Here is a 21,259-nt window from a genome sequence, read left to right as displayed (position 1 = left end):
TCTAGGCGTGTGCCCTTTTTTGTGCTAAAAGTTTAAATTTAAGGCAAAACAAACAACAAACAAGGAAACGACATATGATAAAGCAAACATTGAAAGTCGCGTCCGTCATCCTCCTGGGTGCGAGCGTGGCAGCAATGGCTCAGCCGAAACCTCCTCGCGTAGTTCCTTACAAGTTCTTCAACGAAGAGATGCCCGAAGGCGGAGATACCTATGCGTACGGTGGCAAAAGCAAGGGCTTTTCCATCGATGCCAAGAACGGTTTCAAGTCTAAGGCGGCTCTTAACCTCAAACTCGATCCGAGCGAATATTCCGGCGCCCAGATTTGCTTGAAGAATGACTTCTTCTTTGACATGGACAAGGTCATGCTTGACGGCAAGCTCGAGTTCATGGTCAAGGGCAAGAAGGGCGGCGAAGCCCTTATCGTTGGCCTTCTCGACGAAAAGAATTCCGACGGCAAGGAAACGCAGGTCAAGCTCACTGTCAACAAGTATATCGAAGGCGGCTCTATCACGACGGACTGGAAGAAGGTTTCCATTCCTCTCGTGGACTTCCCGGACCGCGGTCTCTACTGGGACAACACCCGCAAGTCCGAATTCCCGGCCCGTATCGATTGGAAGAAGATTTACGCTATCCGTCTCTCCATCGACAAGGGTTCCGCAAAGGATTTCGAAATCTGGGTGGACAACATCGAAATCGTGAAGACTGGCAAGAAGGCCCCTCCGAAGAAGAAGATTGTTTACTGGGATGAAAACGAGGACGTCATCAACGGCCCGAAGAATCCTGAAAAGCTTGATGGCAAGGTCAAGCCGGTTGCAAACGGCATCTTCTACGACAACCGCGTCAAGGGCTTCAGCTACAGCTACGGTGGCCTTTCCGCCCAGCGCGAAGCCGAATCCAAGACTCCGGGCAACTCGAACGTGCTCGCCCTTTACATCGACAACAACGACTGGTCCGGTGTGACCTACTCCATTGGCGAAGGCAAGTACATCGACCTTTCCAAGGTCCGCAACAAGGGCGGTCTCTACTTCTGGATCAAGGGTAAGCTCGGCGGCGAAAAGGTGTACGTCGGTATCCTCGACAACCAGGGCAACGACATCAAGAGCCAGACCAAGATTAGCCTCAACGACTGGATCGAGGGCGCGAAGGTCGGCACTGACTGGAAGCTCGTGAAGATTCCTCTCAAGAAGTTCAACGACAAGGGTAAGGCTTGGGATGCTAACAAGCAGGCCGAAGTCGCCAAGGATGTGCAGTGGAACAAGATCCAGGAAATCCGCTTCTCCGTGGGCAAGGGTGAAAACCAGGGCGAACCGGGCAAGCCGGCTCCTGTGACCATCTTTGTGGACCAGATCACCTTCACCGAAACCATCGACTGGGTTGACCCGGATATCAAGTGGGACAGCTGGAAGAACAAGACTCCGGATGTCGTGATTTCCGATTTCGAAGGCAAGTTCACCAAGGACAACTGGGAACCGTCCAAGGGCCCGAAGTCCAAGGTCGAAGTGGAAATGCCGTTCAAGACCTCCAAGCTCGATGGCAACTCCCTCAACGTGAAGCACTTCGAAATGTCTGACTGGGTGGACGTCGTGCTCGACTTCACCAAGAATGGCGCTAACCATGACGCCAAGCAGCGCGACTGGACGAACCACTGGGGCATCATGTTCGACGTCTACTCCGAACGTGCATGGCAGTCCATCACGGTCCAGATCGGTGACGCCGGTAACGAACTCTTCGTGTCCAACACCGGTGTGCCGCGCGGCCGCACCACTGTGATTGTGCCGTTCCGCACCTTCAGCAAGTTCCCGTATTACCAGCCGCCTACCGCCAAGGAAAACGGCGTGTTTGACCTCAAGGGCGTTGTTTCCCTCGACTTCAAACCGGGTGGAGAAGGTTCTAACGGCTCCTTCGAAATCGACAACATCAAGCTAACCAACCAGCGCGAAGTCAAGGCTGCCGCTCGTCCGGCTGTTGTGAAGGTCGACGTGAAGGGTACCGGCGACGTGATCAACCCGAACATCTCGGGCGGCCTCTTCGGTATCAACGCTGCCCTCTGGGATGGCGACATGCTTGACAATCCGAAGTTCAAGGTGCAGACCCGTGACTACGTGAAGCGCATCAACCACGGCATCATCCGTTACCCGGGTGGCCTCCGTGCCGATGACGACCACTGGAAGGAAATCCTCGATAACAAGGACTGGATGGTCGATACCGACGAATTCCTCGAATGGCTCAAGAAGACCGGCTCCAACGCCATGTTCACTGTCAACTTCGGTTCCGGCACCGAACAGGAAGCCGCTGCCTGGGTGAAGCACACCAACATCGACAAGAAGGCCGGCATCAAGTACTGGGAAATCGGTAACGAAGTCTACGGTAACTGGCACCCGTACTACGAAAAGTACGGTAAGGACGGCGGTACCATCTATGGTAAGCGCGCCCGCAAGTTCATCGAGGCCATGAAGAAGGTTGACCCGACCATCAAGGTGGCGGTGCTCGGCGTTCTCGACGGTCAGTGGAACGATAACGTGCTCAAGGAAACCGGCGACATTGCCGACGGTATCATCGTTCACCACTATCCGCAGCACTACGGTGAAGAAAACGACTTCGCCATGCTCAGCGCCCCGCAGGATCTCGTGCCTATCTACAGCCGCCTGCACAAGCTCGTGGACAAGTGGACCAAGCACTTCAACAAGGACAAGAAGTTCGAACTCTGGCTCACCGAATGGAACTCCGTGGACTTCAACCCGGGTCCGCAGACCATCGCTCTCGAAAATGGCCTGTTCGTTGCTGATTATCTCGCTATGCTTGCCACCGAAAACGTGGACAACGCACAGTACTGGGATATCCACAACGACATCACTCCGGAAGGCGGTGACTACGGCTACCTGACCCGTTCTGCCGAAGAGTGCATGAACTGCCCGCGCCCGAGCTACTGGGCATTCCAGATGGCTTCTGACGCTCTTCGCGGCAAGCTCCTCAAGACCGTGATTACCGGTGACAAGGAATCGCTCATCACGACCTATTACACCGAAAACGGCAAGAAGAAGAGCCTTCTCGTAATCAACAAGAGCCCGTACAGCGACTACGAACTCAAGCTCGACATTCCGGGCTTCAAGGGCAAGGCCACTGTCCAGACGCTTGACAAGAGCTCCGAAAAGCTCAAGGCCGGCTGGGAAAATGACCCGTCCAAGAAGGCCAAGAAGGGTGTTGACGTGTCTAAGCCGATCAAGGTCGGCAAGCGCACCATCACGCTCATCACGATTGAGTAAGACATAAGGACGTCATCCCCGCGCAGGCGGGGATCTCGTTAAAACAATTGCCTCGCCGGAAACCCCGGCGGGGCTTTTTGTATAGGGAAGAATGTTTTAGTTTTCTTTTAGTGAGTCGGATGCTTGTCCGGCATCTTTCTTGTCTTTAGATGGCCTGTCGAAACCGCCGGCATCTTCAAAACGCTTTTGGTCTTCGGCTGACATGTGGGCGACTTTATCTGCAATTGTGAGTGCCATGAAACAGGCTGGCATAATACCTGAATCACACTTTTGGGAAAGGTCTTTTGCTATTTGGGCTAGAGCTTCCGGTGTTCTTGCGTAACCGCCTGCATTTTCGAACCGCAGCTTGTCTTCGGGCGTCATTGCTGCGACTGTGTCGATAAATGAGAGGAATACGAAGCAGGAACGGATGTCTCCTGATTCACATTTTTGCGAAAGCTCTTTGGCTTCTTGAGCTTTGGCTTCTGGATAGTTGTCGCTGGCACCAAGTGAGAATGCGGATGCCGCAGCGAGTGCAACTGCGAAACGCCGAAATTTCATAAGATGCCCTTTGCCTGTATTACCGTTCCAGCCTGAAGTACACGGCCGCAAGCGGCGGGAGCTGGATGTTCAGGCTCCACTGCCTGTTCTGCCACGGGATGTCCTGCGTCCAGACTTCGCCGAAGTTTCCAACGTTAGAGCCACCGAACATGGCCGCATCCGTGTTGAAAATTTCTTTCCAGGCTCCGCGGGCGGGGGCGCCCAGGCGGTAGTCGTTGCGGACCACCGGCGTGAAGTTGAACACGCACAAAATCTGGTTCCCGTGGTCGTCCTTGCGCACGAAACTCACGATGGAATTGTCTGCGTCATCGCACCAGATCCACTCGAAACCGGTGTGGTAGTGGTCGATTTCCCAGAAGGGCGCGTTTTCCTTGTACAGGTGGTTGAGCGTCTTCATCATCTGCAGCAGCTTTCCGTGGCTGTCCCAGCTGATGAGGTGCCAGTCGAGCGACTGCTTCTCGTTCCATTCGCGCCACTGCCCGAACTCGTTGCCCATGAAGTTGAGTTTTTTGCCCGGGTGCGCGTACTGGAAGGCGTAGGTGAGGCGCAGGTTCGCGAACTGCTGCCAGTTGTCGCCCGGCATCTTGCGGAGCATGGAGCCCTTGCCGTGAACCACCTCGTCGTGGCTGAACACCTGGATGAAGTTCTCGCTGTAGGCGTACATCATGCTGAAGGTCAGTTGGTTGTGGTGGTACTTGCGGTGGATGGGCTCGTGCTCGATGTAGCTCAAAAAGTCGTTCATCCAGCCCATGTTCCACTTGTAGTGGAATCCGAGGCCACCCTGCTCTGGCGGGCGCGTGATGGAGGGGAAACTCGTGGATTCTTCGGCAATCAGGATGGCGTGCGGCGTGAGACGGCCCATGATGCTGTTCAGGTGCTTCAGGAACTCGATGGTATCGTAGTTGATGTTGCCGCCGTCCTTGTTCGGCACCCACTGGCCGGGGCCCTTGCCGTAGTCGAGGTAGAGCATCGATGCTACGGCGTCTACGCGCAGGCCGTCGCAGTGGAATTCCTTGAGCCAGTACATCGCGTTCGCGATAAGGAAGTTCTTGACTTCGTTGCGGCCGAGGTTAAAGATGTAGGTGCCCCAGTGCGGGTGTTCGCCCTGGCGCGGGTCGGCGTGCTCGTAGCAGGCTGTGCCGTCAAAGCGGCCGAGTGCGTGCGCGTCCTTCGGGAAGTGCGCCGGCACCCAGTCGAGAATCACGCCGATTTCGTTCTGGTGGCAAAGGTCCACAAAGTGGCGGAACTGGTCGGGCGTACCGTAGCGGCTCGTGGGGGAGTAGTAACCGGTCACCTGGTAGCCCCAAGATTCATCGAGCGGATGTTCCGCCAGCGGCAGGAATTCCACGTGCGTGTAGCCCATCTCCTTCAAGTAGGGGATGAGGCGCTCGGAAAGTTCGTCCCAGTTGAGGAATCGGTCGGGGTTCGCGGGGTCGCGCCTCCAGGAACCGGCGTGCACCTCGTAGATGTTCATCGGGCTTCCGAATACCTTGGTGGCCCAGTGCGTCTTCATGTAGAGTTCGTCGCCCCATTCGTAGCCGTCGAGGTGCGTCGTGATGGAGGCTGTTGCCGGGCGGACTTCCGCAAGCTTTGCGAGCGGGTCAATCTTTACGTGCAGGTTTCCGTCTGCGCCATGGATTTCAAAACGGTAGAGTTCGTTTTCGCCGAGGTTCGGGATGAATATTTCCCAGATTCCGGAGCTGCCGAGCATGCGCATCTGGTGGCGGCGTCCGTCCCAGCTGTTGAAGTTGCCCACGACGGAAACTGCGTGTGCGTTCGGGGCCCAGACGGCGAACTGCACGCCCTTGAATCCCTGGTGCTCCACGAGGTTCGCACCCAGCTTGCGGTAGAGTTCGTAGTGCGTGCCGGTCGAAATCAGGTGGCGGTCGAATTCGGTAAGTACGGGCTGGAAGGCGTACGGGTCGGTGAGCGTGTACTCGATGCCGTCGCCCTGCTTGATAATCAGGTTGTAGAAGAACGGCTCGTAGTCCATGTCGAGGATGGCCTCGAAGAACCCGGTATTGCCGAGCTTCATGAAGTCGAATTCTACTTCGCCATCGCAGGATTCACCGCGGATGTAGGCGGCCTGCGGTTGGTACGTGCGGATGACCGTCTTGATACCCTTGTCCGTCTCGAGCGGGTGGATTCCCAAAATAGAGAACGGGTCCTTCGTCTTGAAGTCCCAGATAGCCTGCATGTCTTCTGCAGAAAGGCTCGTGAAGTCGTTCCAATCCATAATATCTCTCTTTTTAGTTTTTTCAAGGAATATATATAAAAAATACGGAGAACAAATTACGGGATGGCAAAAAAAAATAGTCTAAACGGGAATTGTTCCTTTGCTAAAAATTCTAGATTGTTGGCACAGGAGGTTTTTATGGCTATTGCGATGGAAGATACGGTGAACCCGATGCAATTTACACAGGTGTTCAAGGTGACACCCGAGATGATTGACGACAACCACCATTTTAACAACGTGTGGTCGGTCAAGTGGATTCAGGATATTGCGATTGCCCATTCCGATTCTGTCGGCGGCACGGCCCTGATGAAGAGCGTGGGCGCCGGCTGGATGATCCACGTGCAGCACGTGGAGTACAAGAACCAGGCTTTTCTGGGCGATGAAATCCGCGGGACGACGTGGGTGGCGGCGTACGGCCGTGTGGCGAGCTTGCGCAAGTGCAGGTTCGAGCGCGTGTCCGACGGCAAGGTGATTTTCGAATCCGAGACGCAGTGGGTGCTCGTGGACATGAACCGCGGCCGCCCCATGGCCATCACCGACGAGATGAAGAAGCTGTACGTCGAAGGGACGTAGGCGTTACCCTAGAATCTTCTTTGCGATCCGCTGGATTTTGGCGCGGAGGCTCTTGTCGCTTGCCTTGTGGTAGGGCGGGTAGAAGAACTGCATGGGGTCGAATGCGCCCTGGAGCATCACGTTGCGTTCGTGGCTGAACGTCTTGAACCCGTAAATCCCGTGATAGTTGCCGGTGCCGCTCATGCCCACGCCCCCGAAGGGAAGCGAGAGGTTTTCGATTTGCAATATGCAGTGGTTCACGCAGGTGGAACCCGAGGTTGTTTTGCGTAGTACGCGGTCAATCGCCTTCTCGTTGCGCCCGAAGATGTAAAGTGCGAGCGGTTTCGGGCGGCTCTGTATGAATGCAATAGTTTCTTCGAGCGAATCGCAGGTGACAATCGGGAGGATTGGCCCGAAAATTTCGCTCTTCATGATATCCATTTCGGGCGTGACGCCGGTAAGTACGGTCGCGGGCGTGTACCTGCCCGCGATATCGCAATAATCTGCCCCGCCGATGGGTGCCATCGCGCCTTTTGTAATCGCATCTTCGATAAGCGCCTTGTGGCGTTCAGCGGCGTGGCTTTCGACGATGTGAACGAAGTTCTCGCATGCTTTGCGGGCTTCTTCCGTCTCGCCATACATCTGTTTTATGTTGTCTGCAATCGCGTCGGCGAGCGGTTGCACGAGATTGCGCGGGCACAGCACGTAGTCCGGCGCAATGCAGGTCTGGCCTGCGTTCACGCACTTGCCCCAGGCGATTTTCTTGGCGGCGTCTGCAATCTTCACATCGTCGAGGATGACTACGGGAGACTTGCCGCCAAGTTCGAGCGTGACTCCGGCGTGGACTTTTGCGGCGCATTCCGCGACATGCGCGCCGACCTTAGGGCTACCCGTAAAGAACACGTGGTCGAAGGGAAGAGCGAGCAGCTTGTCTCCGATTTCCGCTCCGGCGCCCTGCACGACGGCGACCTCGTTTTGCTCGAACACACCTGCGATAAGCGATTCGAGAAACGCGGCTACATGCGGAGTCTTGTGGCTCGGTTTCGCGATGATGACGTTCCCTGCGGCAATGGCTGCGGCGATGGGGGAGATGAACAGCAGGAAGGGGTAGTTCCACGGCGCCATGATGAGCACGCGGCCCTTCGGTTCAAAATGGCTTACGCTCCGGTTGAGCGGGAACAGCCAACTCCAGCGCCCGGGCTTGTCTTCCATCCAGTCGGGGAGGTGCGCGATGTTGTAGTCGATTTCTTCGAGGGCGGGGAAGACTTCGGTGAGCCAGGCTTCGGTCTTCGGCTTGTGGAAGTCTTCCCACACGGCGTCGTAGAATTCCTGCTGGCGCTCTACAATCGCCTTGCGGAGTGAGCGCAACTTCGCGATACGCTCTTTTGCGGTCGTGTTCGCGACTGCCCAACGCTGTGTGCCCTGAGCCTCGAAAATTTCTTCTAGAGATTTCATCGCTAGATATTATAGTAAAAGGCCGCGACGTTGTGGCTGCATTAGCCTACGCTGTGTTCGAGCTTGAGCGTCAGCAACTGCCTTGCCTCGGTCGCGAATTCGCCGGGGAGTTCCTTGAACACGTCCTTGCAGAATCCGCCCACCATCGCCTGTATGGCGTCTTCGCGCTTGATGCCGCGGCTCTCGAAATAGAAAAGTTGGTCTTCGCTGATGCGGCTGGTGGTGGCCTCGTGTTCTGTGGTGGAACTTGCATTTGCTACCGTGATGTAGGGGAACGTGTGAGCCGCACTCTTGTCGCCTACGAGCATGCTGTCGCACTGCGTGTAGTTGCGGGCGCCTGTGGCGGACTTGCGGATGCTCACTTCGCCGCGGTAGGCATTGCTGGAGTAGTCGGCGCTGATGCCCTTCGAAATGATAGTGCTCTTGGTGTTCTTGCCGATGTGGATCATCTTGGTGCCGGTATCGGCCTGCATGTGCCCGTTGGTGAGGGCCACGCTGTAGAATTCACCGACGGAGTTGTCGCCCAGCAGCACGCAGCTCGGGTACTTCCATGTGATGGCGGAGCCTGTTTCCACCTGCGTCCAGCTGATGCGGCTGTTCTTGCCCGCGCACTTGCCGCGTTTGGTGACGAAGTTGTACACGCCGCCGGCTCCTGTTTCGCGGTCGCCCGCGTACCAGTTCTGCACGGTTGAATACTTGATGCTAGCGTTGTCCTTGGCCACCAGTTCCACGATGGCGCTGTGCAGCTGCTTGCTGCTGTATTCCGGCGCGGTGCAACCTTCCAGGTAGCTTACGCTGGCGCCTTCGTCGGCGATAATCAGGGTGCGTTCGAACTGGCCCGCTTCCTTGTTGTTGATGCGGAAGTAGGTGGAAAGGTCCATCGGGCACTTGACTCCGGGCGGAATGTACACGAAACTTCCGTCGCCAAAGACGGCGCTGTTGAGTGCTGCAAAGTAGTTGTCGCCTGCGGGTACCACGCTTCCCAGGTATTCCTCGATGAGTTCGGGATATTCCTTGATGGCGTCGCTGATGCTGCAGAACAGGATGCCCATTTCCATGAGCTTGCGCTTGTGGCTGGTGTATATGCTCACCGAGTCAAAGACCGCGTCCACGGCCACGTTGGCAAGTCGCTTCTGTTCGTCCAGCGGAATGCCGAGCTTTTCGAAGGTCGCGAGCAACTCAGGGTCCACGTCTTCAATCTTTTCGTGGCTCTTCTTGGTCTTCGGGGCGGAGTAGTAGACGATGTCCTGCAGGTCCACTGGCGGAAAACTCAGCTCGCCCCAGTTCGGCTGCTCCATTTGCTGGAGCTTTTCATAGGCTTTTAGTCGGAAATCGAGCATAAACTGCGGTTCGCCGCGGAGCTTGGAGGCTCTTCGGATGACATCTTCGTTCAGGCCCTTCTCGAAGGCCTCGTTCTCGATATCCGTCACGAATCCGTATTTGTAGTTTTCGCTCATTTTGACCTGTTTGCCTAAAAATGCGACACAAATATAGTATATTTGAGGAAATATGAGTGAAAAACGCGAAGGTTTTGGATCTAGACTGGGCTTCATCCTGGTGGCCGCGGGGTGTGCAATCGGGCTCGGTAACGTGTGGAGGTTCCCGTTTATCACGGGGCAGTATGGCGGTGCCGCCTTCATCTTAATTTATCTGCTGTTCCTGCTGATTTTCGGGTTCCCGATTCTGGTGATGGAATTTACCGTGGGTCGCGCAGCCCAGCGGGGGATAGGCAGGGCTTTCAATGTGCTTGAAAAGCCTGGCCACAAGTGGCACTATGCGGGTATCCCGATGATTGTGGGGAACTACCTGCTCATGATGTTCTACACGACGGTCACGGGCTGGATGCTCTATTACTTCTACCGTATGGTTACGATGGGCGACCTCATGGGGATGACGCCTGAACAGGTTGGTGCCGCTTTCGGCGACATGCTCGGAAACGGGCCGCTTCTTTGCTTCTGGATGATTGTCGCGACATTCCTCGGGCTTTCCATCGTGGCGCTCGGCGTGAAACGCGGTGTGGAGGGCGTCACCAAGGTCATGATGGTCGCTCTTTTGTTCATAATGCTTTTGCTTGTGGTGCGTGTACTTACGCTCCCGGGCGCGGGAGAAGGGCTCGAATTCTACCTCAAGCCCGATTTTGCGAAACTGAAGGAGGCGGGGATCGGGAAGGTCGTGTTTGCGGCGCTTGGTCAGAGCTTCTTTACGCTCAGCATCGGTATCGGGTCCATGGCCATTTTCGGAAGCTACATCGGTAAGACCCACAGCCTCCCGAAGGAGGCGGCGAACATCTGCGTGCTCGATACTGCGGTCGCGTTGCTCGCGGGCCTCATAATCATCCCGAGCTGCTTTGCTTTCGGCGTTAAACCCGGTGCGGGTCCCGGCCTTATTTTCGCGACGCTCCCGAATGTGTTCGCGCAGATGCCCGCGGGCCGTATTTGCGGTGCGGCGTTCTTCCTGTTCCTCTCGTTTGCGGCACTCTCGACGCTTGTCGCCGTGTTCGAAAACATTATCGCCTACTGGATAGATGCCCACGGCGTGGAACGCACGAAGGCGGTCCGCTGGAACTTTGTTGCCATAGTGCTGCTTTCTCTCCCGTGTGCGCTCGGTTTCAACGTGCTTTCCGGATTCGAACCTTTCGGTGCCGGGAGCTGCGTGCTCGACCTCGAAGATTTCCTCGTTTCCAATACGCTCCTGCCGCTGGGTTCGCTCGTGTTCGTGCTTTTCTGCAACCACAAGTTCGGCTGGAAACAGAAAAACTTCCTCACCGAGGCGAATTTCGGAAAGGGCTTCAATATACCCACGAATCCCGTGCTTTGCTTCTACTTTAAGTGGATTTTGCCCGCGGTAATCGTGTTTATCCTCGTCATGGGGTATATCGAGAAGTTCGCGCCGGGGCTTTACGCCAGAATTTTTGGCTAGACGGCGGTCTTAAATCTGGACGAAAACTCTCGGAAGAGGGTTTTGTTATTACATTTTGGCAAAAATGAAGTAAATGGAGTGTAATCCATGGTTTTGAAGCGTATAATAGTTTTGGGCTCGCTTTTAACGTGTTTCGCGTTTGCCCAACAGGCAGATTCAACCTCCGGGGCTTCTGCGTCCGATGGCCAGGGTACCACGGTTTCCGTGTTCGTCAAAAGTCCCGAAGAAATCAGAAAATTGAAGGACGATCTCAAGAATTTGCAGATAATGGCTGGTGATTCGAATCCAGAAGTTGCTGCCCTCCTCAAGCGGGCGAACCGAATCGCCGAGATGAACGATCGTTGCTCGTCTGTTTCGTTGAACGACCTGCTCGATACGACCTGTGCTCAGTTCTATGAAGTGGAACTCCCTACGTTTGAAAATGACTATATGGAATTGACCGGTGAAGTTCGACTCGGTTCTATGCGCATGGCGACGACTTTCGAAGAGCGAATTCGCCAGCTAGCTAGTTGTTCCGAGGCACTCACGAGCATTGTTATAAGCCGAGACCAGTTGCTTCGCTTGCGAGGGAACGTCTATCTGGAACCCATCAACTATGATGGCGATTTCGATGCGGAATACGATTTTAAACTTTTGTATGATTCCGTCCGCGTAAGCCAGCAGCAGAGGCTTGCGAACTTGTGGATTGAAAAGTGCGGCCCCATTGTTTTGCGCCAGTCGGGCAAGGAGTTCGCTCCGATGTTCGCTGCGACGTTGAAAGTGAAAAATGACTCCTTGAACAAGGCCGGGTCAAACGTGAAGTTCGCGATGAGTCAGAAGAACCTATCGCTGCGCGTGGATATGCGTCGTCCAGTGCATGGGGCCTACTACTTGAACGGAGTGCGCCTGTTCGAGGCGACTGTTGGGGCTGACAAAAAACATTCGAATTTGTTTTTCGACATGAAGAACAAAAAGGCGGACCTCGTCCAGCCGAAGGATGCTGTGCTTCTGTCTTTTGAAGGTAAGCAGGTGTTCAAGAAACTCAAGAAAATGGAAATGGTGGGGCGCTGGGCTTGGGACTCCGAAAAACTGCCCGATGAGGTAACGTTGGATGAATCGGAGCGGATGACGGCGGCCGATTCTGCTGCTTACATGCAGGGACTGGCCGAGCTCGAACGTGCACTCGCCGAAGATGAGGCTACGAAGGATGCGCAAAGTCAGTCGGCTGCTAATGCCGCTGATGCGGCGAAGGGGAATGCTTCCCAGAAATCCCGTATCCACTGGATTCCGCTTTCGATCTCTGCCGCCGTGGCGGTTGGCGGTGGCGTGATGGCGGCCGTGTTCAACAGCAAGGCCAAGTCAGCGAGCGAGGTGACGCCGGTAAATCCCGACGAGTATAACGAACAGCATGACAAAATTGAGAAAAACCAGACGCTGCGCAATGTAGGACTTGGCATCGCGGTGCTTGGTGTGGTTGGTGTCGGAGTGACATTCCTGTTCTAGGGAGGGCTGAATCATGACGAAAAGAAGTTCTATCGTAAAAATGGTGGCTATGTCCCTGGCTGTTCTGGGACTTGAGGCTTGTACAGACTACGTCGACAAGTACGAAAGCGATTTTAAGGAAGCCTATGGAAACGAGGAAGTGTTCAAGGCCAATCTCGACAAGGCGGATTGGGAATGGGCTTCTATCTGCGACACGGGCGACTGGTTCTGGTGCGCCATCCAAGATGGCAAGTTTGTTAGTGAAGCGCAGACGGGAGCTAATTGGGAACAATTCTCGTCTGGTTCGGCAAGGTTGAGCTTTGCGGGTAAGGATGGTCGGGCCTATGACTTTACGACGGATATCTTGCCGGAGGACCTCACTCCGTTCATCCGTCTGAATGGCGGTATTTCTATCAAGCTGGAAAATGCTTCGAACGGTTCCAATGCGGGTGTTGGCATTTCGCTGGACGGTTTCAAGGCCGACGAAAGTTCCGCGATTGTTCTTGCATACGGGAACGAATACCCGGGTGCAAAGCTTTGCCTTAGGGATGTGGTTAAGGATGGGGTGAATAGCGAATGGTGCTGGACACTTGAACAGGGTGGCGTGACAGCGCAGACGTTTGATTACAAGGACTTGAAGTACTCGATGGGTGAAGAGGACCTGGATACATTCATCGGGAATGTTGATTATGTTGCTGTAGTGTTGACAGAAGATGTGGAAGTCAAGAATGGGCTTATCGTTGTTGCGGTTGGTTTCAGCGGAAAGGGGTTGGCAGCGTCCTCAAGTTCAAACACCGCGAAACCATCCAGTTCAAGTTCGGTGAAACCCAGCAGCAGTGCGGAATCTGGTTCCGAAAACACAAGTGGATTCCTCTGGAAAGGATCTGATAAATCAAATGTCGTGAAAACAGATGTTGGTAGCGCGAAATGGACGACTAAACTCGATGACACGGATGGTGGCTCTACTGCCATCATCGAACCGCAAGGAAACCCTTATGATACGTGCAATGGTCTTTGTGGCCTTGTAAAGTATGGTGGCGCTGAGGGCAATGTCGTTTATCCGTGGGCACAAGTGCTCTTTGATCTGGATAGCAAGGGAGGGACGCATGATGTGTCTTCTTGGGAAGGTCTCTGTATTGCCTTCAACATGGACAAGGAAGCGACGTTGTTGCTGCAGCCTGCAGACGCATCCGATTACGGTTTCAATGTGCCTGCCGTTAAACTCTTGACTCCGGAAACTGGGAAGCAGTATAGGGTGCAGAACTTCAAGTGGGAGGATTTCGAGCAGGAGAGCGGATGGGGCAATGAAAACAAAATTACGGGAGGGGAGGTCGCCAAGGCTCTCAAGTCCATTGCTATCCAATTCAACGGAAATCCCTATCAAAGTCATTTCTTCAATATTTACCAGATCGGAAGCTATGGACGTTGTAACGTGCCGCCCGATACAGTAGAGGCAAAAGATATCGGTGTGGATTATTTTAAAGAGCTTAGCAAGGTCAGTGCTTTAGATTACTTGAACCCGGATATTAAATATGATTCCGTCCAGGATTCCCGTGACGGCAAATGGTACAGGACGATTGAGAAAGGTGGTTTGACCTGGATGGCGCAGAACTTGAATTATGAGTCGGAAGGTAGCTATTGCTATGATGATGACGACGATAATTGCGACAAGTTTGGCCGCCTTTACAAGAGGAATGTGGCCTTGAATGCCTGCCCTAGCGGTTGGCGCTTGGCTAGAAAGGCAGACTGGGATTCTGTATGGGGGCCGTATGCCAGCATCGCCGGAAACTCATTGAAATCCATGGTGGGGTGGAGCGAAATAAGGGAAGACCAGTATAATGCAGGTTTTTCTGCTGTCGCTGCTGGATATAGAAAAGACACGGGAGAATACATTTCGAAAGAGGATTATGCGTTTTTCTGGAGTTCATCGGTGAATGAAGACGGAAAACCATATTATGTTTATTTGGCCTATGATAGTGATGCTGCTACAGTAGGAAATGTTTCACGCGGTTCTGAAATTGCGCTTTCCGTTCGTTGTGTCAAGCAGAAAGTTGATAACGAAGGTTGCGAGGACACGGATTTGTGGTGCAAGAATACGTCATACCGTGTAAAGACAGGAATAGATGCCGGTAGCGGTAATTCCGGATACTGGAAGGTTGAAATCGACCAGGAAGAAGGTGGTGAATCGATCGTTGAATGGCCCGTTGAGTACAATGCGCGTGAGGAATTTAGTGCTGTTGTTGACTATTGCAAGGGCCTGTGCGGAACAGTGAAATTGGCGAGGGGCGAGATGCCGGATGGTTATAATCCTTGGGTCATGCTCACGTTCGATATTGCGGGATCCCCGGATGGGTCTGACAACAAGGTCCCGGTTGACGTGTCTGGCTGGGGTGGGCTCTGCATTACCTATACGTCAGATTCTTCGGCTATGCTGGAAATGGATTTTGATTTGTTGAAGAATTCCTATCTTTGGTATAACAAGCCGTTTGTCGAATTGTCCGCTTCGAAGACAGAAAGAAGGCAATGTTTTGAATGGACCGAATTTCAGCAGTTGGATTTGGGTGGAAAAGTCCTGTCTGGCCCGGATGGCGCAAAGAGCCTGCATTCCATTGATATAAAGTTTAGAGCGCCCAAGGGAAGCCCGAACTTCAACATCATCCGTCTGGAAAAGTACAAAAAGGCAGGAAAAGCCACATTATCTACTTTTGGCATGATTAAGGATTTGCGAGATAACAATTACTATAGGACTGTGGAAATTGCTGATTTGGTCTGGATGCGTGATAACCTTCGCTTTAAAACCTCGAATGCGGTCTATTTCAACGGAGATGATAAATATAAAGACTTAGGGTATTTCTACAATATTACGGAAGCCTTGAATGCATGTCCGGAAGGCTGGAGGATTCCCACGAACGATGAATGGCGCAAGGCGATTAAAGCGTCTGGAGGCAATCCGAACTCGGTTTCTGCGGGAAAAATGATGGACACCTTGGATATGCACGATAATTCTGGCTATTATTTGGGTAATCAGGGCAAATGGTATACCGATGGGGTCGCTTTCTGGTCGAGTACCGAAAAAGAGGCGGATGTGTATGTCGTGCCGTATTTTGGTAATGGCTCATACAATGGGACGAATTCGACGGGTGGTTTGAGTGATTTGAACAATGTCCGTTGTGTTCGTAAGGAATGGTACAGTCCGCTTACTAATTCGTTTAAGGATGAACGCGACGGCCAGGTCTATAAGACGGTCGTTGTTAATGGCAAAGTTTGGATGGGGGAGAATCTCAAGTACCAAACGGGCGAGGCTATTTTCTATAGGGACAGCGCTTCATATTCCGATAGGGGCTATTATTACACCTATACGGAGGTCAAGGATGCGTGCCCCGCAGGTTGGCAGCTGCCGACAAAGAGCGAATGGGAGGCGGCTGTCAATAGCGCAGTGAGTATAAAGGCGTTTGTGGATACGATGGGTATTGTAGATGGCCAGGGGTATTATATGTATGCTAATAGGAATAATGAAAATCAGGGGTGGTATGAGGAAGGAACGGCATTTTGGTCGTCGACGTCACTTTCTCCAGGATACATGACTCCTTTTTTCAGTGAATCTAAATATTATCGCGACGATACGTATTCTGGAAATGCGGATCGGAACCTTGCCCGCTGTATCATGGAATAAGGGCGGATTTTTGGCGTAAAACCTTTTGGTGATTGCGAAAAAACGGCTTTTTGGCCGTTTTTTGCGTTTTTGAGCAAAAATGGGTCTGCAGTTGTGTCTACAGTTATTACAAAATGTAGACTTTTAATTGTAATTATTTCTCTTAAAAAACTAAAAATTTAAAAAATTTACAAAGTTTTGTAGACTTTTTATTTTCAAATGAATTATATTTAGGAAAGGGAAGACGGCGCGTTGTCCGTGGGCAACGGATTCATGCGCCCGAAAGCCTGTTTGTGATGCGTTTTGTATAGTTTATGTGTATGGGTACTTTGCTTTATTTTGTTTAGAATATATATTAGGAATGGTGGGATGTGGTGTCCGGGCTGTTCCGTCTCTTAAAACTTGGAGAAAAGTATGGTGATTGGTTTCAGAACTACGGCCCTGCTTGCTTGTGCGGCAACTGTTTTCGGGCTTGCTCAACCTTCCTTCGCGGCGACCCGCCAGATGGAAAAGCTTTCGCGTGGCCTTGCTGTTGCGAATACGGGTAAGGGAATGCTCGTGAGCTGGCGCCTTTTGGGTACAGATGACCCCACGACGGAATTCAACCTCTACCGCGATGGAACGAAAATCGCCACCATCGGAAAGACTGCTGGCACGAACTACCTGGACGCTGACGGCAAGACGACTTCCAAATATACGGTCGCGGCAGTAGTTGGCGGCAAGGAAGGCAAGGCGGAAGGTGCGCTTATCGTCCTGGACCAGAACAGCAAGGGGTTTCCGTACAAGACCATCAAGGGTCTCAATGTACCCAAGGACCAGACGATGCCGGACGGTTCCACATGCAGCTACAGCCCCAACGACATGAGCGTGGGCGACCTGGATGGCGATGGCGAACTGGATTTGGTTCTCAAATGGGATCCGAACAATTCCAAGGACAACTCCCAGTCGGGTTACACGGGATCGGTGTTTATTGACGGCTTGAAGATGGATGGAACCCTCCTGTGGCGTATTGACCTCGGCAAGAATATCCGTGCCGGCGCCCATTATACCCAGTTCATGGTCTATGACCTGGATGGTGACGGAATTGCCGAAATCGTGATGAAAACTTCCGACGGCACTGTCGACGGCAAGGGCAAGGTCATTGGCGACGGTTCCAAGGATTACCGCTCCTCTTCGGGAACGATCATGACCGGTAACGAATACCTGACGGTGTTCAAGGGAAATACCGGCGAGGCTGTCCATACGATTAACTATTGGCCCGCCCGTGGAAAGATTTCGGGGGATACCTACGGTAACCGCGATAACCGTATGCTGGCGGCGATTGCCTACCTCGACGGGGTTCACCCGAGTGTGATCATGAGCCGCGGATACTATACCGAATTCTTTGTGGCCGCCTATGACTTTGACGGCAAGGAACTCAAGACCCGCTGGCAGCACAGTTCCGACAAGAAGGGACAGGGACTTTACGGCGAAGGCAACCACAACCTTTCCGTTGGCGACCTGGATGGCGACGGTTTTGACGAAATCGTTATGGGGGCTGCCGCACTCAATCATGACGGAACGCTCCGATACCGTACTGGTTTTGGCCATGGCGATGCCATGCATCTTTCTGATATGGATCCTGACCATCCGGGTTTGGAAGTCTACGATGTTCACGAAGAAAAGCAGAATGCGTATAGTGAAGAATACCGCGACAAGGATGGCAAGGTCATCTGGGGAACGACTCAGACTCAGGCTGGGAATGTGGACAATGGCCGTGGCATGGCTGCCGATGTCGATTCCACGAATCGCGGCTTCGAAATGTGGTCGGGTACCAGTGGTGGAATGCGTACCGTGAAGGGGACTCTTTTGCATGAGACGAAGCCTTCGGTCAATTTCCGCATTTACTTTGATGGTGACTTACAGGATGAACTGCTGGATGCTACAGGCAGTGGCGGCAGCGGAGGAAAGATTGAAAAGTGGAATTCCAGCAAGAAGACCGTCGATCGCTACTTCAGCTTCTATGAAGTGAATAGCTCGACTCTGAACAACTACACCAAGGCGAATCCCTGCATTGTGGCAGACCTGTTTGGCGACTGGCGCGAAGAATTCATTGCGCGTTCCAGCACGGATCCTTCGACGATCACGATTTTCCAGACTCCCGTGACGACTCCGCACAGGCTCTACACGCTGATGCATGACCCGCAATACCGCGTGAGTGTTGCCTGGCAGAACGTTGCCTACAACCAGCCGCCTCATGTGAGCTATTACCTGCCCGACATGGTGAAGAATCTGAAGAAACCCGACATTTACATGCTTGGTACCGAAGGTGTCGCGGGCCTCGCTCCTTCTATTTCGAAGGTGGGCGATGGGCTTGAAAACCAGGGAATCCTGCTGGGAAATGCAATCGAGAACTTCGGCTACAAGTTTATCGGCTGCGACGGCGTGAAGGTGACTGGACTCCCGAAGGGCGTGACCGCGAAGGTAGAGGGTTCGACCGTGACCATTTCTGGAACTCCGACGGAAGCGGGCGTATTTGCCTACACCGTTGTAACCGAAGGTGGTGAGGGTGATGCCGCATCTGCGAAGGGCGTGCTCTCTGTTGCCGCTCCGGGAAATGCTGAAGAAGTTGCAACGAAGAAGGAGGCCTCCAAGGTCGATGCTTCTACGCCGGATGCGGGAATCGGCTGGTCCGAGACGACCAATACGGGCTTTGTCGAGAAGGGATACTTCAACTTCGACAATTCCACCGCAAGCTACGGGACATGGAACCTGCATTCCGAACATACTGCTTCTACCACCATCAGCATCCGCTTTGCAAACGGTGGCAGTGCCGCACGCGATATGGAACTTGTGGTGAACGGAGTCAAGGTAGGGACAGTCTCTATGGATGCGACCGGCGGCTGGACGACTTGGCTTACGACCGATGCGAAGATTGATTTGGCGAAGGGACTCAATACGATTACGCTCAAGTCGACGACTGCCGATGGTGGCGCGAATGTGGATATGTTCTACTTCGATATCGAAGGCGTGAGCGCCTATGCGGGCCAGGTCGACGAGCAGACCACGATAAAGCCTGTTGCAGCTTCTGTGCGTGGAATGGTATTCAACCCTTCGACGGGTGTGTTGTACACCCCGAAAGCAGGCCTTGCTGAAATTTACTTCTACGACATGTCCGGTGCGATGCGCCTGGGCGTTTCCAGGAACGTGACTGCTGGCGCGACCTCGGTTGCATATGATCGCGAACTGCTCTCGAAGGGCATGTACGTGGTGAAGGTGAAACTTGACGGCAAGCTTGTCGCCGCGACGAGGATGGTGAAGTAATGGGCGCGTTCTCTAAAATCTGGCAGTCTGCCGTAATCGCCTCGATGCTTGCCGCTCCCGCGGTGCTTGCAAAAGTGACCATCTACATGTGTGGCGACTCCACCATGCAGGACTGGAACGAGGGCTATTATCCCAAGCAGGGTCAGGGTCAGGATTTCCATTACTGGTTCGACCCGACCAAGGCGGCGGTGGTGAACCGTGGCCAGGGTGGCATGTCTCTCGGTGGCGGCGGTAAGGCCAAGGATGGCAGCACTGCTGTCGGTTATTACGACATGTTCTTCAAGAAGGGCTGTTCTGCCGGTAACTGCATTGCCGAAAAGCTTCAGGCGGGCGATTACGTCGTAATCCAGTTCGGAATCAATGACGTGAATTACAGTACCGAGGATTTCTTCGCTTCCAACATGAAGAAGATGGTAAGCGATGTCCGCGCGAAGGGTGCATACCCGATTATCATGAGCCCGATTCGTCGCCTGTATTACGATTCCCCGACGCAGATTCATAACAGCTACCGCGGTTATCCGGCGCTCAACAAGAGCCTCGCCGAAGAACTCAACGTGCCGTTTATCGACATGAGCGAGATGGTCGCGAACTACATGATTTCGGTGGGCGAGCAGTATGCGGCTCAGTTCATCTTCAACTATGCGACCACGGCTGAATACAGCAACCTGGGCAGTGACCAGACGGACCAGGTGCACTTGCAGATGAACGGTGCGAACGCTTTCGGGCGCATTATTACCGAACAGATGCGTGCGCATACGGACCCGATTGTGAAAAAGCTCGGGGACTACATGGCTCCCATGTACCAGGTGGATGTCAAGGTGAGCCCCGAAGGTGCTGCCGATGCGACGTCCCTCGGTGCGTATTACCCGCAGGGAATGACCGTGATGCTCAAGACCATGCCGAAGAGCGGCAAGAAGTTCCTCGGCTGGTACGACGGCAACGGCAACAAGGTGGGGGCACCGAGCCGCTCCAATGTGAAGTCTCCCTACATCCATACGTTCGTGATGGGCTCTGCCGCAACGCAATATACTGCGGTTTATGAGGGCGGTACGGCGCAGAAGTATACCGGTGACGGCAAGGCGTTGACGGCGTTCCCGACGACGACTCCGAAGAGCCTTGCCGATGTGACGTTTGTTCCGTTTACTCCGATTGAAGGTACCGAGCAGATTGATGTCGAGGTCGACAAGAACATCAAGAAGTTCTTCGATGCCTATAGCCCCGATACGGGCGTCGGCTACAAGGAAAACAACTGGACCGGCTTTATGGGCGATGGCTTCTTCAATCTCGAAAACTCGCAGACGTCTTTCGCTTCTTACAAGGTCAAGTTCCCGGCGGCGGGTTACGTGACTCTTGCCGTGCGCTACGCCAATGGCGGAAATACGGACCGCATGTTCAATGCCTATCTGGACCACGACTACCTCGTGAGTGCGCCGCCTACGGGTGCCTGGGACAAGTGGGATACGGCCTACGTGGTGATGGATGCCCCGCAGGGTGAAACGGAACTCAAGATTATGTCGCTTACGAGCGACGGAGCTCCGAACATAGATGCCTTCGGATTCAGCCTTGCAGGCGTTTGCCGCGTGAGTGAGGGCTGCCCCGAAGTTCAGGATTCGACTAAGGATACGACTGATACGTCGACGACAGTTCTGCGCGGCGTGGCCGCAAATGCGGGAGTACAACTCCGTGGCAGCGTGCTCTCTCTGGTGCGTGATGCCGACGTGAGCGTGTTTGACATGCGTGGCCGCTTGGTAATGCGCAAGACCGGTTCTGCGGGCGAAATGAATTTGTCCGAAACTGTGCGCACGGCGGGGCTTTATCGCGTCGTTGTCCGCTCGGGTAGTGAAAAGTTTAACGCAAACTGGGTCAAGGTGAGGTAGA

Annotated in this window: 11 protein-coding genes; 7 read left to right on the top strand and 4 right to left on the bottom strand. The window is 53.7% G+C overall.

Annotated elements, in window-relative coordinates:
* Positions 1 to 74 precede the first annotated feature (74 nt).
* The gene (locus tag B2310_RS01800; protein WP_290728259.1) at positions 75 to 3,263 is read left to right on the top strand and encodes a carbohydrate binding domain-containing protein; all 3,189 of its coding nucleotides are present in this window, start codon (positions 75 to 77) and stop codon (positions 3,261 to 3,263) included.
* A 96-nt stretch (positions 3,264 to 3,359) separates the two neighbouring features.
* Here the strand turns inward: B2310_RS01800 and B2310_RS01795 are convergent, their stop codons facing one another.
* On the bottom strand, positions 3,360 to 3,803 hold the full coding sequence (locus B2310_RS01795; protein WP_173382830.1) for a hypothetical protein: 444 nt from the start codon (positions 3,801 to 3,803) through the stop codon (positions 3,360 to 3,362).
* 19 nt (positions 3,804 to 3,822) lie between these two features.
* Positions 3,823 to 6,039, bottom strand: a complete 2,217-nt coding sequence (gene glgB, locus B2310_RS01790) for a 1,4-alpha-glucan branching protein GlgB (RefSeq protein ID WP_290728256.1) — start codon at positions 6,037 to 6,039, stop codon at positions 3,823 to 3,825.
* Between the two features lie 138 nt (positions 6,040 to 6,177).
* Between glgB and B2310_RS01785 the strand changes: the two genes are divergently transcribed.
* Positions 6,178 to 6,612, top strand: coding sequence for an acyl-CoA thioesterase (locus tag B2310_RS01785; RefSeq protein WP_290728254.1), 435 nt, complete (start codon positions 6,178 to 6,180; stop codon positions 6,610 to 6,612).
* A 3-nt stretch (positions 6,613 to 6,615) separates the two neighbouring features.
* Here the strand turns inward: B2310_RS01785 and B2310_RS01780 are convergent, their stop codons facing one another.
* Positions 6,616 to 8,046: an aldehyde dehydrogenase family protein gene (locus B2310_RS01780; protein ID WP_290728252.1), complete on the bottom strand. Its 1,431-nt coding sequence runs from the start codon at positions 8,044 to 8,046 to the stop codon at positions 6,616 to 6,618.
* Between the two features lie 41 nt (positions 8,047 to 8,087).
* Complete coding sequence (gene sufB / locus B2310_RS01775; protein WP_290728250.1) at positions 8,088 to 9,503, bottom strand: Fe-S cluster assembly protein SufB; 1,416 nt, start codon at positions 9,501 to 9,503, stop codon at positions 8,088 to 8,090.
* Between the two features lie 52 nt (positions 9,504 to 9,555).
* Between sufB and B2310_RS01770 the strand changes: the two genes are divergently transcribed.
* The 5 genes from B2310_RS01770 to B2310_RS01750 all read left to right on the top strand — a co-directional run bounded on the left by B2310_RS01770 (position 9,556) and on the right by B2310_RS01750 (position 21,258).
* Positions 9,556 to 10,965: a sodium-dependent transporter gene (locus tag B2310_RS01770; RefSeq protein WP_290728248.1), complete on the top strand. Its 1,410-nt coding sequence runs from the start codon at positions 9,556 to 9,558 to the stop codon at positions 10,963 to 10,965.
* 87 nt (positions 10,966 to 11,052) lie between these two features.
* The gene (locus tag B2310_RS01765) at positions 11,053 to 12,447 is read left to right on the top strand and encodes a hypothetical protein (RefSeq protein ID WP_290728246.1); all 1,395 of its coding nucleotides are present in this window, start codon (positions 11,053 to 11,055) and stop codon (positions 12,445 to 12,447) included.
* A 13-nt stretch (positions 12,448 to 12,460) separates the two neighbouring features.
* Positions 12,461 to 16,099, top strand: coding sequence for an FISUMP domain-containing protein (locus B2310_RS01760; RefSeq protein ID WP_290728244.1), 3,639 nt, complete (start codon positions 12,461 to 12,463; stop codon positions 16,097 to 16,099).
* 393 nt (positions 16,100 to 16,492) lie between these two features.
* Positions 16,493 to 19,381: a carbohydrate-binding protein gene (locus tag B2310_RS01755; protein WP_290728242.1), complete on the top strand. Its 2,889-nt coding sequence runs from the start codon at positions 16,493 to 16,495 to the stop codon at positions 19,379 to 19,381.
* Positions 19,381 to 21,258: a GDSL-type esterase/lipase family protein gene (locus tag B2310_RS01750; RefSeq protein ID WP_290728240.1), complete on the top strand. Its 1,878-nt coding sequence runs from the start codon at positions 19,381 to 19,383 to the stop codon at positions 21,256 to 21,258. Before B2310_RS01755 ends, B2310_RS01750 begins: the two co-directional genes overlap by 1 nt.
* Position 21,259 lies beyond the last annotated feature (1 nt).

Origin of the sequence: Fibrobacter sp. UBA3629, assembly GCF_002374005.1 — a bacterium.
Taxonomy (GTDB): Bacteria; Fibrobacterota; Fibrobacteria; order Fibrobacterales; family Fibrobacteraceae; genus Fibrobacter.
This window is presented reverse-complemented; position numbering and strand designations above follow the sequence as displayed.